General features: G+C 68.0%; 13 protein-coding genes. 8 read left to right on the top strand and 5 right to left on the bottom strand.

What is annotated here, in order from left to right; translation table 11 throughout:
- The first annotated feature begins 55 nt into the window (after positions 1 to 55).
- The 4 genes from nrdR (at position 56) to DMH01_RS11015 (ending at position 5,145) form a co-directional block, all read left to right on the top strand.
- Positions 56 to 544, top strand: a complete 489-nt coding sequence (gene nrdR / locus DMH01_RS11030; RefSeq protein ID WP_034311932.1) for a transcriptional regulator NrdR — start codon at positions 56 to 58, stop codon at positions 542 to 544.
- A 34-nt stretch (positions 545 to 578) separates the two neighbouring features.
- Entirely contained in the window at positions 579 to 3,395 is a 2,817-nt protein-coding gene (locus tag DMH01_RS11025; protein ID WP_125675673.1) for a vitamin B12-dependent ribonucleotide reductase, read from the top strand.
- Positions 3,396 to 3,493: 98 nt separating this feature from the next.
- The gene (locus DMH01_RS11020; protein WP_125675671.1) at positions 3,494 to 4,486 is read left to right on the top strand and encodes a PQQ-binding-like beta-propeller repeat protein; all 993 of its coding nucleotides are present in this window, start codon (positions 3,494 to 3,496) and stop codon (positions 4,484 to 4,486) included.
- Positions 4,483 to 5,145: a hypothetical protein gene (locus DMH01_RS11015; RefSeq protein WP_125675669.1), complete on the top strand. Its 663-nt coding sequence runs from the start codon at positions 4,483 to 4,485 to the stop codon at positions 5,143 to 5,145. The genes DMH01_RS11020 and DMH01_RS11015 overlap by 4 nt, the downstream gene beginning before the upstream one ends.
- On the opposite strand, the gene DMH01_RS11010 is transcribed toward DMH01_RS11015, so the two are convergent.
- A complete protein-coding gene (locus tag DMH01_RS11010; protein ID WP_125675667.1) occupies positions 5,133 to 5,489 on the bottom strand; it encodes a DoxX family protein in 357 nt (118 codons plus the stop codon). The two genes, DMH01_RS11015 and DMH01_RS11010, sit on opposite strands and share 13 nt — an antisense overlap.
- A gap of 122 nt (positions 5,490 to 5,611) precedes the next feature.
- Here DMH01_RS11010 and DMH01_RS11005 point away from each other — a divergent pair, with 122 nt between their 5' ends.
- Positions 5,612 to 6,685, top strand: coding sequence for an XRE family transcriptional regulator (locus DMH01_RS11005; protein WP_199745432.1), 1,074 nt, complete (start codon positions 5,612 to 5,614; stop codon positions 6,683 to 6,685).
- Between the two features lie 564 nt (positions 6,686 to 7,249).
- Here DMH01_RS11005 and DMH01_RS11000 read toward each other — a convergent pair.
- Together DMH01_RS11000 and DMH01_RS10995 are read right to left on the bottom strand one after the other, a co-directional pair.
- Positions 7,250 to 8,299 (bottom strand): DUF2293 domain-containing protein, encoded by a 1,050-nt coding sequence (locus tag DMH01_RS11000; protein ID WP_125675665.1) that lies wholly within the window; start codon positions 8,297 to 8,299, stop codon positions 7,250 to 7,252.
- Positions 8,300 to 8,317: 18 nt separating this feature from the next.
- Positions 8,318 to 8,917 (bottom strand): CGNR zinc finger domain-containing protein, encoded by a 600-nt coding sequence (locus DMH01_RS10995; protein ID WP_125675663.1) that lies wholly within the window; start codon positions 8,915 to 8,917, stop codon positions 8,318 to 8,320.
- A gap of 55 nt (positions 8,918 to 8,972) precedes the next feature.
- Between DMH01_RS10995 and DMH01_RS10990 the strand changes: the two genes are divergently transcribed.
- Positions 8,973 to 9,371, top strand: a complete 399-nt coding sequence (locus tag DMH01_RS10990) for an SRPBCC domain-containing protein (RefSeq protein WP_125675661.1) — start codon at positions 8,973 to 8,975, stop codon at positions 9,369 to 9,371.
- On the opposite strand, the gene DMH01_RS10985 is transcribed toward DMH01_RS10990, so the two are convergent.
- Positions 9,372 to 9,959: a TetR/AcrR family transcriptional regulator gene (locus DMH01_RS10985; protein ID WP_125675659.1), complete on the bottom strand. Its 588-nt coding sequence runs from the start codon at positions 9,957 to 9,959 to the stop codon at positions 9,372 to 9,374.
- 93 nt (positions 9,960 to 10,052) lie between these two features.
- Between DMH01_RS10985 and DMH01_RS10980 the strand changes: the two genes are divergently transcribed.
- A complete protein-coding gene (locus DMH01_RS10980; RefSeq protein ID WP_125675657.1) occupies positions 10,053 to 10,709 on the top strand; it encodes an FMN-dependent NADH-azoreductase in 657 nt (218 codons plus the stop codon).
- Entirely contained in the window at positions 10,709 to 11,023 is a 315-nt protein-coding gene (locus DMH01_RS10975; RefSeq protein WP_125675655.1) for a multidrug efflux SMR transporter, read from the top strand. The genes DMH01_RS10980 and DMH01_RS10975 overlap by 1 nt, the downstream gene beginning before the upstream one ends.
- Positions 11,024 to 11,069: 46 nt before the next feature.
- On the opposite strand, the gene DMH01_RS10970 is transcribed toward DMH01_RS10975, so the two are convergent.
- A complete protein-coding gene (locus DMH01_RS10970) occupies positions 11,070 to 13,076 on the bottom strand; it encodes a prolyl oligopeptidase family protein (RefSeq protein ID WP_125675653.1) in 2,007 nt (668 codons plus the stop codon).
- Positions 13,077 to 13,147: the final 71 nt, after the last annotated feature.

The following is a 13,147-nucleotide window of genomic DNA, read 5'->3' as shown; positions in this document are numbered from 1 at the left end:
GGCGACGGGACGGGCGTCCCTTCGGGGCCGGCGCGGAGGGGAAGGTGATCGGCGGATGAGGTGCCCGTTCTGCCGGCATGCGGACTCTCGGGTCGTCGACTCCCGAGAGGTGGATGAGGGTCAGGCGATCCGGCGGAGGCGCTCGTGCGCCGCTTGCGGCCGGCGCTTCACCACTTCGGAGACGATGGTGCTCGCCGTCGTCAAACGATCCGGGGTCACCGAGCAGTTCAGCCGGGACAAGGTGGTCCGGGGGGTGCGCCGCGCCTGTCAGGGCAGGCCGGTCGACGACGACGCGCTGCAGCAGCTCGCGCAGCGGGTCGAGGAATCGATCCGGTCGGCAGGGCTGGCGGAGATCCCGAGTCACGAGGTCGGCCTGGCGATCCTGGGCCCCCTGCGCGAACTCGACGGCGTCGCCTATCTCCGGTTCGCCAGTGTCTACCGCTCCTTCTCCTCGGTCGAGGACTTCGAGAAGGAGATCTCGGACCTTCGTGAGGCCATGGCTGCCACACCGGACGAGAGCGATCAAGACGCGAAAGACGGCTGATGCCGCCTCCCGCGTGGGAGTGAGGGAAAGACCCATGACCGAGACCGTGGGAACAGGTAACCCGGCCACAACGCGGACGAGCGGGAAGAAGAAACAGCCCGGCGGGCTCACCGTGCGGCGTGTCTTCACCACCGAGGGCGTCCACCCGTACGACCAGGTCACCTGGGAGAACCGGGACGTCGTGATGACGAACTGGCGCGACGGTACGGTCAACTTCGAGCAACGAGGTGTCGAGTTCCCCGGCTTCTGGTCGGTCAACGCGACGAACATCGTCACCAGCAAGTACTTCCGCGGCGCCGTCGGCACACCCCAGCGCGAGCAGAGCCTCAAGCAGCTGATCGACCGCGTCGTCCACTCCTACGTGAACGCCGGTCGCGAACACGGCTACTTCGCGAGCCCCGCCGACGCCGAGGTCTTCGAACACGAGCTGACCTGGATGCTGCTGCACCAGGTGTTCAGCTTCAACTCGCCGGTGTGGTTCAACGTCGGCACGACGTCGAAGCAGCAGGTCTCGGCGTGTTTCATCCTGGCGGTCGACGACACCATGGAGTCGATCCTCAACTGGTACCGCGAAGAAGGCCTGATCTTCAAGGGCGGCTCCGGCGCCGGCCTGAACCTCTCCCGTATCCGTTCCTCGCGTGAGCTGCTGTCCTCCGGCGGCACCGCGTCCGGCCCGGTCTCCTTCATGCGCGGCGCCGACGCCTCCGCGGGCACCATCAAGTCCGGCGGCGCCACCCGGCGCGCGGCGAAGATGGTCGTGCTCGACGTCGACCACCCGGACGTCGAGGAGTTCGTGCAGACCAAGGCCCGCGAAGAGGAGAAGATCAAGGTCCTCCGCGACGCCGGGTTCGACATGGACCTCTCCGGCTCGGACATCGCGTCCGTCCAGTACCAGAACGCGAACAACTCGGTCCGCGTCTCCGACGAGTTCATGCAGGCCGTCGAGACCGAGGGCGACTTCGGCCTGCGGTCCCGGACGACCGGTGAGGTCATCGACCGGGTCGACGCCAAGAAGCTGTTCCGCACGATCGCGCAAGCCGCCTGGGAATGCGCCGACCCCGGCCTGCAGTACGACGACACGATCAACGACTGGCACACCTGCCCCGAATCGGGCCGGATCACCGCGTCCAACCCGTGCTCGGAGTACATGCACCTGGACAACTCCAGCTGCAACCTCGCCTCGCTGAACCTGCTCAAGTTCGCCACCGAGGACGGCGGGTTCGACGCGCCGCTGTTCGCGAAGGCCGTCGAGCTGGTCATCACCGCGATGGACATCTCGATCTGCTTCGCCGACTTCCCGACCGAGGCGATCGGCGACACCACCCGTAAGTTCCGCCAGCTGGGCATCGGCTACGCGAACCTCGGCGCCTTGCTGATGGCGCTCGGGCACGCGTACGACTCCGACGGCGGCCGCGCGCTCGCCGCCGCGATCACGTCGCTGATGACCGGTGTTTCGTACCGGCGTTCCGCCGAACTCGCCGCGGTCGTCGGGCCGTACGAGGGTTACGCTCGCAACGCCGAGGCGCACCAGCGGGTCATGCGCAAGCACGCCGCCGCCAACGAACTCGTGCGGACCTACCACTCGAACGACGCCGCGGTCCGCGCGCTCGCGACCCAGGAATGGAAGCGCGGCATCGAGCTGGGCGAGGCCGGCGGCTGGCGCAACGCGCAGGCCTCGGTGCTCGCTCCCACCGGCACCATCGGCTTCATGATGGACTGCGACACGACCGGCATCGAGCCGGACTTCTCGCTGGTCAAATTCAAAAAGCTGGTCGGCGGCGGTTCGATGCAGATCGTCAACCAGACCGTCCCGCGCGCCCTGGCCGCGCTCGGCTACCAGGGCGAGCAGATCGAGGCGATCGTCGAGTACATCGCCCAGCACGGCCACGTCGTCGACGCTCCCGGTCTGCGCCAGGAGCACTACGAGGTGTTCGACTGCGCGGTGGGTGAGCGGTCGATCGCACCGATGGGGCACGTCCGGATGATGGCCGCGGTGCAGCCGTTCCTGTCCGGCGCGATCTCCAAGACGGTCAACATGCCGGAGTCGGCGACCGTCGAAGAGGTCGAGGAGATCTACTTCCAGGGCTGGAAGTACGGCCTCAAGGCGCTCGCGATCTACCGCGACAACTGCAAGGTCGGCCAGCCGCTGTCCACCGGCAAGAAGGAGAAGGCCGAGCCCGAGGCCGAAAAGGTCGTCGAGTACCGGCCGGTCCGCAAGCGCCTGCCGAAGAAGCGCCCGAGCCAGACGGTGTCGTTCACCGTCGGCGGCGCCGAGGGCTACCTGCACGCCGGTTCGTACCCGGACGACGGCCTCGGCGAGATCTTCGTGAAGCTCGGCAAGCAGGGATCGACCCTCTCGGGCGTGATGGACGCGTTCTCGATGTCGATCTCCGTCGGCCTGCAGCACGGGATCCCGCTGGAGTTCTACGTTTCGAAGTTCTCCAACCTGCGCTTCGAGCCCGCCGGCATGACCGACGACCCGGACATCCGCATCGCCACCAGCGTCATGGACTACCTGTTCCGCAGGCTCGCGCTGGACTACCTGCCGTACGAAAAGCGTTCGCAGCTCGGCATCTTCACCGCCGACGAACGGTCCGCGCAGGTCGAGGCGAACTACGGCACGGCACCCGCCGCCGACCCGGAGAACGTCGATCTCGACGCCCTTCGGTCCACTGTGGACTCTTCGACCGCGGAACCGGCCAAGGTGGCGCATTCGACGGCGGAACTGGTCGAATTGAACCTCGGCACCGCCTCCGACGCGCCGCTCTGCATGACCTGCGGCACCAAGATGCGTCCCGCCGGTTCTTGCTACGCCTGCGAAGGATGCGGCGCCACCTCCGGCTGCAGCTGATCGTGATGCCTGCTTCGGTGGACGACCGATGTCGTTCACCGAAGCAGGGGCCGGCTGACCTGGTTGCGCGGTGGCTGGTCCGCTGCTGAACTGGTCTCGTGTTCAAGGTCTGCTGGGAACGGCCGCTGCACCAAGCCGGCTCGCCGTCCGCGATGGCGGTCACCGCGCGTCATATCGTCGTGCACGAGCGGAGCACTCGATTGGTCGGCTTCGAGCCTGCCGACGGGTCAGTGCGCTGGGATGTCCCGGTGGGGACTTGGCCGTATGCCGTCGTGATCGACGGGCCGTATTGCCTGGTGATCCCGCAGACCATCAGCAGGCTTCTCTGCCTGGACGTCGAAACCGGCGAAGCCGTCTGGCAGGCGGAGCCGGGCTCGCTCCCCGGTCACGTCGTGGTGGACGAAGGACTCGTGCTGGTGGGCGGCTGGCGCGGCTATACGTCACTGTCCGCTTTGGACCTGCGCACCGGTGCTGTGCGCTGGCAGGCGGGGGAACACGGCAGCACCGTCTTGCCTGCCGCGACCGAGGCCGGGTTTCTTGTCGGGAAGCCGGGGCACGAATCCGTGCGTTTGATCGATCGGGGTGACGGCCGGGAACTCGCCGCGTGGTCCTTGCCGGAGCCACTGGTCGGGCCGGACATCGGTCCGGCGTTTCGAGCGGAAGACGACGGTGGATTCCTTGTGCGGTGCGGTGATCGCTTGGTCGTACGCATCACCCTGTCCGAGACGAAAGCCGAGACAGTGGTCCGTGCCGAGCGCGATCTCATGCCCAGAGCCGTGGACCTGTGTGGAGGTTTGCTGTGGCTGGCCGAGCGGCGTGGTGGTTACACGGTGGTCGACCCGTCGGACGGCGCCGAGCGGTGGAGGGTTCAGCATGACCGGCGGTTCGTCCCCTCGGTCGCGTCCGTGGACGGAGGGTTCGCGATCGCCGACGAGGGCGGGTCATTGCTCCGGGTCGACTTGGCCGGAGGGGTGAATGAGCGTGTCCGGATCACCCAGCGGATCAGGGACGTTCGCGAGCAAGTGCCTTCGAGGCTTGTTCTACTCACGAAGGGAACCCTGATCGCTGTCGACGTCAAGGAGCCGCGGTGACCAACGACAGCGGAATCAACGACCCGTTCGGCACCCTCGGCCAAGCGCTCTGGATCTGCGGCGGCCAGTGGGCGGGAAAGTCCACCGTTTCCCGGCTGCTGGCGCGCCGCCACGGCATCACCGTCTACCACTACGACTTCCACGACGCTCGCGCCCATCAGGATCGTCGCGTCGCTCACCGCGTCCTCAATGGACTGCCCGCCGCCGATCCCGACCCGGAGACCGTCTGGGTGGACACCACTCCCGAACGGATGGCCACCGACACGATCGCCGGTTTTCCGCTGCGGTTCGCATGGGCGCTGGACGATCTGCGCGCGCTGGTCTCCGGGCGCCCGATCCTCGCCGAGGGCTGGGGGTTGCGTCCGGACCTGGTCGCGCCGCTGCTGGATTCACCCCGGCGGATGATCGTGATGGTGCCCACCGACGGCTTCCGTGAGCACCAGCTCCGCGTGCTGTCCCGGGCCGCCGCGGTGGCGCACCGGGTCAGCGATCCCGACCGCGCGCAGCGCAACCGGATCGAGCGTGATCGGCTGGTCGCCGAGGACGCCGTTCGTACCGCGAAGGAACTCGGCATCCGGGTGCTGCGGGTCGACGGTTCGGAAGACGCCGAGGCGGTCGCGGACGTCGTCGGCGAACACTTCGGTCCCTACCTGGCCTGAGCGAGATCGAGGACGAGGGTCGCCACCGCCAGTGCGAAGAAACCGGCGGGGAAGGCGATGTTGTAGAGAACGCGGGCCCGCACGTGGGTGATGACGGCGCCGAGGTAGAACAGCACGAGCCCGACGGCCGCCGCGGTCCCGATGAGGGGGATCCCGAGCAGGCCGAGCAGCAGCCCGGCCGCGCCCGCGGCCTTCAGCGAGGCCAGCGGCGGGATCCAGGACTGGGGCACGTTGACCTCGGCGGAGTTCTTGAGAACGAACGGGATCCGCGCGAAGTCGGCGGCGGCGATCCCGGCCTTGATCAAGATCGTCACGATGGCCAGGGTGAGATATGCGGTGAACATGCACCCTGGACGAGGCCCGTGCCCGGAATGTGACAGCGGCCAGGGCAATCGGTTCGGGACAGATTCGCAGGTGGCAGGTCTCCGACTTGACGAATGTGCGAAAATCGCACCACACTGGTCAGGTGGAATGGACTGATGTGGGCGAGCGCGTCCGGGAGAGCCGGTTGGCGGCCGGCATGTCGCAAGCCGGTTTGGCGAGCGCTGTCGGTTTGGAGCGCACGAAGATCGCCAAGATCGAGTCCGGGGGACGCCAGATCGACGCACTCGAGCTGGCGAAGCTGGCTGCCGCGCTGAAGGTGCCCATGGGGCACTTCCTTCGCGAGCAGCCGGCCGTGCTGTCGCGGCGGACCAGCCTTGTCGATGACACGGACAGCGCTCTCTCCAGGGATTCCTACCGGCTGGAGGCCAAGTTGATGGCTTGGCTGGATGATCTTCGTCAAGTCATCGCCCTCGGCCTCCTCAAGCCGGGCAAGGCGGCGGTGTACGACAGAACCGTCACAGACCCACAGGGTGCCCGTGAGGCCGCGTTGTGGCTCAGGAACAGGCATGGTCTCAGGCAAGAGCCGATCCGGACACTGATGGCGGAGTGCGAACGAGCAGGGCAGTACGTCCTGGTGTCGGACCTCCCCGGCGACGGGGCGTCGCTGATGGACGGGGATTTCGGCGTGTCCGTGGTCAGCAGGCTGGCCGACCCTGGCAGGCGGCGGGCGACCGCCGCTCATGAGTTGGGGCACTTGGTGCTGGGGGACGAGTACTCGACCGATCTCGGCGTATCGACTTCTCGTGAAGACAGGGAACGCGTCATCGACGCGTTCGCGGCGGAGTTCCTGCTCCCGTCCGGAGTGCTGGAGCAAGTAGCGAAGAGTGATCTGCGTGGTGAACTGATCAAGCTGTCCGCGGTCTTCCGCACGTCGTGGTCGCTCACCGTGCGGCAGGCGGGCCACGTCGGTCTGCTCGACGGAGACCGAGTGACGAAGTGGTTCTCCGACGCACCGACGAGGGCGGAGCTCAGGGATGCCGTCGGATGGGTTCCGCAGCCCGACCTCGAGGGGGTACGGGTTCCTCCCAGTTACGCCCACGCGGTGATGGAGGCGTTGCGGCAGCACTTCGTCACGCCTGCGAGAGCCGTCGAGCTCATGCACGGAGAGGTCAAGATCGAGGATCTGCCGGAGGTCGAAACGGGTAGCGGCTCGTGACCGCTTCTCGTCCGCTGGTTCTCGACGCGATGTGCTTGAACCACTTCGCACGCGCCGATCGGCTGGACGTCCTTCGGGACCTGCTGATCTCCGATGAATGTCGTACTACCTACGTGGTCATCGAGGAACTGCGCCTTGGCTCGGCGGCTCATCCCGCCCTGCAGGACGCTTTGGCACTCGAATGGATCAGAGTGCATCGGCTCGACACGATCCGCGAACTCGAATGTTTCGTGAAGTGGGCGGAAAGGATCGGGGCGGGCGAGCGGGACGGGACCGGGGCGAGGCGAGCGTTTTCGCGGTCGCGGAACTGGAGGACTGTACGGCGATAACCGATGATCAGGCCGCGATCCGGGTGGCCAGGCGGTACGGTCTGGATGTTCACGGAACGATCTGGCTTCTGGCGCGAGCCTGCCGGGTTGGGAAGTTGACCGAGGTCGCCGCTGGGAACCTCATCGACTCCGTTCGGGACACAGGCATGCGATTGCCTTGCACCGGTGCCGAGTTCGGCGAGTGGGCTCGTGGTCAGGGATTGTTGTGACGCCCGCGCCCGGAACGTGACAGCGGTCAGGAACGCCAGCGTTCGAGCACCGCGTCGATGGTGGTGCGGATGCGGTCGCGGGCGGTCTGTCGTTCCACGCCCGCCATGAGGAGGTCGTCGTACTCGGTGTCCAGATGCCGGATCGAGGCGACGACGGCCAGGAACACCGCTCGTTCGGCCAGTTCCCGCCCGGCGGCCGAGCGGCCCACCCGCCCACTGCCTCGCCGGCCGGCGTGTTCGGCGATGGCGCGCGCCCGCTCCGGCGGGCAGCCGGGGAACATCTCCGTGATCGCGGTGTGGAACCGGGCGGTGAACTCGACGTCCTCGTGCGCGCGGCGTTCGCGATCCCGGCCGCGGCGCCGTTCCCGGACGTCCTCGTCGGCGAGGCATTGGTCCTCGGCGCTGCGCAGTGCCGCTTCCTCGACCAGGAGCCCTTGCCGCTCACTGCGCTTCCGTGACCTGTTGAAGCGGACGACCACGGCGGAAAGCCGGCTCGCCTTCTTCGCCCGGCGGGTCAGGGCGGTGTCGCCGGCGGGCAGGAAGACCAGGTGACCGAGGTCGGCGCAGTCGAGGCAGTGCGGCTTTTCGTTCTCCATGAACAGGAGATCGCCGGTGCCGCCGCAGTCGGCGCACGTCCAGTCCTTCAACGCCACGGAGACGACGAGGTCCGGTGCCTTCTGTTGCCGGGCGAGCACTTGCGCACGTTTGGCTTCGGACAGTCCCGGCATGAGCCACTGCGTCCGGAACAGCGGTTCGAGACCGGCCAGCTCGCCCGAAGTCACCCGGAGGACCGCCCGGTCGCGGGTCGCGCCGACATGTTCGATCTCCGAGCTTTCGAGGGCCTTTTCCCTCGTCCATCGGTGAAGCGCGCCGAGAACGAACTCCAGTTTCTCGGCGCTCACCGGCAAGGCCGTGGACAGATCGGGGATCCGCCCCTGCTGCCAGCTTTTGAGCATGCTCTCCGGCAGCCAGCCGATTCCGCTCAGGATGTCGAGCGCGGTCACCGATTTCCGTTTGGCCAGCAGCTTTTCCGCCGTCTCGACGACGCGCTGTTCCAGTTTCGTCTCACCCTGCATCGCGGGGAATCCTAGCGATCACGCGGTTTCGGTGCGGGCCCGGTAGGCCCGGATCTTGGCGCGGTTGCCGCAGCGCTCCATCGAGCACCAGCGACGGTTGCCCGAACGGGAGGTGTCGAAGAACAGCAGATAGCAGTCGTCGGCGGAACATTCGCGGACGCGGCCGGATCGCTCGCCCGCGACGAGGCCGATGGCGTCGCGGGCGACGGCGCCGAGGAGTTGTTTCCCGGTGACGGGCGGCGCCCAGGCGAGCCGTCGTGTCTTCGGGTCGACGAGCGGCCTCGGGGTCTCCGCGGTCCCGCCGTTCAGCAGGGCGACGTCGTCGTCCGACGGCGTTTCGCCACGGGCGAGGGCGGGTGCGACGCGATAGAGGGCGTCCCGGAGTTCTTTGAGCGCGGTGAGTTCGGCGGGCCGGATCCGGACGTCGGTCAGGGGAGCGGTCAGCGCCAGCCGGGAGCCGGTGAACCACTCGGCGAGGGCGGACGGAGTGTGCGCGATTTCGTAGCGCTCGTACGGGCCAGGGCCGCCGGTCAGCATGAGTTCGAGGCTGAGGCTGCCCGGATCGAACCGGTACCGCTCACCCAGGGCGTCGACGAGCAGTCTTGTTCCCGGAGTCATGTAACCACTATAGTCGGTTTCGGAAACCAGGTAAGACGGTTACGGCGGAGGCGTGATGGTCGGCAAGACGAAGGACGCGGGCTGGGAGATCGGCGTGTCCAAGACGGTGGCGTATCCGCTGGAGCAGGTTTGGGAGTACCTCTCGGGTCCAGGCCTGGCGGCCTGGCTGGGCGACGTGCGGCTGGAGCCGGAGAAGGGCGCGCCGTACGAGACGGCCGAGGGCACCGTCGGCGAGGTTCGCGGCTACCGCGAACAGGAGAAGATCCGCCTCACCTGGCGTCCGAAGGACTGGGATCACGAGAGCACGGTGCAGGTGGGGCTCAGGCCGGCCGGGCCGGGCAAGACGGTCGTGGTCTTCCATCAGGAGCGGCTCGCCGGCCCGGAAGAGCGTGCCGCGCAGCGTGAGCACTGGCGGGCCGTGATGAAGCTCGTCCTCGACGGCCTCGCCGGCTGATCAGGCGAGCGCTCGCCGGGCCTGCTCGGCCAGGGCGTCGGTGATTCGGTCCGCGCTCAGGCCGAGTTCGCCCGTTTGGTGGAGGAAGACGTCCGCGGCGAGCGGCGCCAGCAGGATGTCCGCGAGCGCGTCCGGATCCTTCGCTTTCGCCTGTTCGGCGAGATGGCGGACGTGGGTCCGCCACAGCCTGTACGGCCCACTGGTGAACCGCGAATGCCCGACCTCGGTACCGAGGACGAGATGGGCGTGCCGGGCGAGCAGCCCGATCATCGCCGCGTAGAACGCGGCCAGCCGTTCGGCGGGCGGCGCGCCGGGGCCCAGCGGGGGAGGGCCGGTGAGCAGCCGCTCCTGTAGTTCCCGCTCGTGCTCGTCCAGCAGGGCGACGGCGATCGCCGAGCGGTCCGGATAGCGGCGGTAGAGCGTCGCGCGGCCGACTCCGGCCGCTTGGGCGATGTCCTCCATGGTGACGTCGGCTGCCGGACGTGCCGCGAAGAGCTCTTCGGCGGCCTTCAGGATCTTCGCTCGGTTGCGGGCGGCGTCCGAGCGTTCCCGTCCCGGGCCGTTCGCGAGCAGATCTTCCGTCGGCATGTCCGCAGCCTAGGGAATATCCGGACGCGGCGTCCACTTGTACCCGGCGAAGCAAGTGGATGCCGTGTCCACTTCCTGGTCCGGGAGGTCCCGATGAGCCACCTTCTCCACCTCGACTCCAGTGCCCGCAGCGCGTCGTTCTCCCGCGAGCTGAGTGCTCGGTTCGCCGAGGTCTGGCGTGCCGCGAACCCGGGCGCCGGCTACACCTACCGCGACGTCGCCGCCGATCCGGTGCCGCCGATCGGCCAGGCTTGGACCGAGATCTGCGACGCCCTCCTCCAGGCCGGGATCACCGACCCGGCCGGCTACGCCTCGGTGGTGAAGACGCCGGAGCAGCGCGAGGCCTGGGCGGTCATCGAGCCGCTGCTGGCCGAATTGCTCGCCGCCGACGTCGTGCTGATCGGGGCGCCGATGTACAACTTCTCGATCCCCGCGACGCTCAAGCTGTGGATCGACCAGGTCACGTTTCCGAAGATGTCCTTGGCGGGCAAGGCTTTCGTGGTCGTGGGAGCGCGTGGCGGTACCTACCTGCCGGGCACGCCGCGCGAGCCGGTCGACCACCACGAGCGCTACCTGCGCGACTTCTTCGCCGGGCACTACGACGTCCACGACGTCACGTTCTTGAACTCCGAACTGACGAACGCCCTGGTCGACCCGCGGCTGAGCCCGCGTGACCCCGAGCGGATCGCGTCGCGGGAACAGGCGCTCCTCGGCGCCGAAAAGCTGGCTTCGGCCGGAAAGGAAGCCTGATGGGCTGGGGAATCCTGCTGCTGGCGGGAGTCGTCGAGGTCGCCTGGTCGCAGAGCATCAAGCCGACGGAGAACTTCACCCGGTTCTGGCCGACCGTGCTGTGCTTCGTGCTCGGCGTCGCCGCGGTCTACCTGCTGTCGAAGGCGATGAACTCGCTCCCGGTCGGAACCGCGTACGCCGTCTTCACCGGCATCGGGGCGGTGGGCGCGATCGTGTTCGGCGTCGTGATCCACAAGGACCCGCTCAGCTTCGGCCGGTTCGCCGCGATGGCGCTGATCGTCGGAGGGGTGGTGCTGGCGAAAGTGGCGGAGTGAGCTCGGGAAGGGGACTTTCGCGCCGGAAAGTCCCCTTCCCGGCGGGTCAGGCGAGCTTCTCCCACAGGAATTCGAGCATCAGCGCCCATTTGAACGCCAGTTGCTCGTTGTCGGCCGCCGCACCGTGCCCGCCCTCGATGTTCTCGTGGTACCGCACGTCGTGCCCTTGCTCCAGCATCCGGGCGACCATCTTGCGGGCGTGCGCGGGATGCACGCGGTCGTCCCTGGTGGAGGTGACGAACAGGACCGGCGGGTACTCGCGTCCGGCGTGGACGTTCTGGTACGGCGAGTACTTCCCGATGAAATCCCATTCGCGCCGGTCGTCGGGGTCGCCGTACTCGGCCATCCACGACGCGCCCGCCAGGAGCTTGTGGTACCGCTTCATGTCCAGCAGCGGCACCTGGCTCACGATCGCGCCGAACAGGTGCGGATAGCGCGTCAGCATGACTCCCATCAGCAGCCCGCCGTTGCTGCCGCCCTGGATGCCGAGGCGCGCGGGTTCGCTGATGCCGCGCTCGACGAGATCGGCGGCTACAGCGGAGAAGTCCTCGTACACCTTGTACCGCTTGGCTTTCGTCACCGAGGTGTGCCAGTCGGGCCCGTATTCGCCGCCGCCGCGGATGTTCGCGACGACGTAAGTGCCGCCGCGCGAGAGCCAGCCGCGGCCGATGATGCCGCTGTAGCCGGGGGTCAGTGAGACCTCGAAGCCGCCGTAGCCGGTCAGCAGCGTCGGCCCGCCTTCAGCGTCGGAGGGGCGTACGACGAAGTACGGGATCTTCGTGCCGTCTTCGGAGGTCGCGAAGTACTGCGAGACCGTCATGCCCTCGCTGTCGAAGAACGCGGGAGCTCGCTTGAGGACCTCGACCTCACCCCCGACGTGCCCGTAGCTCAACGTCGACGGCTGGGTGTAGCCGCTGGAATCGAGCAGGTACTCGTCGCTGACGTCGGGGTCGGTGCCGGTGATCTGCGCGGTGCCCAGTTCCGGGGCGCCGGCGAGTGGCCGGGAGGTCCAGCCGTCGGACGGCGTGAGCACGCGCAGTTCCGTGCGGACGTCGGACAGGGTCGAGAGCAGCAGGTGGTTGTGCGTCCACACCCAGTACTCCAGCGACGTGTGCGCGTCCGGTGTGAACAGGGTCGTGAAAGTGCGTTCGCCCGCCATGAACGCGTCGAACCCGCAGGCGAGCAGAGCGCCGGAGGGATACGTCGTGCCTTCGACGGTCCAGTCCGAGCGAAGCCGGATCAGCAGCCACTCGCGGTGCGAGGACGTCTGCGCGTCTTCGGGGACCTCGATGCGGTCGAGGCCGACGGCCGTCCGGACGTACCTTTCCGTGCGGTAGAAGTCGATCGACCGGTAGACGAAGTCACGCTCCCAGCCTTCGGTCGGGTCGTGGTGGGCCGACACCGAGACGTCGTCCGCCTTGCCCTCGAAGACCACCGTCGCCTCTTCGAGCGGGGTGCCGCGCCGCCATTCCTTCGCCAGCCTCGGATAGCCCGAATCGGTCAGCGTCCCCGGACCGAAATCGGTGCCGACGTAGACGCGGTCGCGGTCGATCCAGCCGATCCTGGTCTTGGCCTCGGGCACGAAGAACCCGTCTTCGGCGAAACGGCGCTCGCCGAGGTCGAACTCGCGGACGACCGTGGCGTCAGCGCCGCCCCTCGACAGTTCGATCAGCGCGCGGTCGTAACCCGGGCGGAGCACGGCCGCGCCCTGCCACACCCAGTTCTCGCCTTCGGCCTCGGCCAGGGCGTCGACGTCGAGAAGCAGTTCCCACTCCGGTGTGTCGAGCCGGTACTGCTCCAGGGTGGTGCGGCGCCACAGGCCCCGGGGGTTGGCCGAGTCCTGCCAGAAGTTGTACAGGTATTCGCCGCGGCGACGGATGTACGGGATCCGGTCGTCGGCGTCGAGGACCTCGCGGACCTCGTCACGGATCCCGCCGAACCGCTCGCCGCCTGTCAGTTCCGCCAGAGCCTCGGCGTTGCGGGCTCGCACCCAGTCCAGCGCTTCTTCGCCGGTCACGTCTTCCAGCCACAGGTACGGGTCCTCGTCACTCATACCCACAGTCTCGCCGGGGCCGCGGCCCTCGCGCCACCAGGTGCCCGTTCTTCGCCTGACCCGCTTCTGCT

It is taken from the genome of Amycolatopsis sp. WAC 04182 (assembly GCF_003947465.1).
Taxonomy (GTDB): domain Bacteria; phylum Actinomycetota; class Actinomycetes; order Mycobacteriales; family Pseudonocardiaceae; genus Amycolatopsis.
Note: the sequence above shows the minus strand (reverse complement) of the source record. Positions and strands in the feature narration are given on the sequence as shown.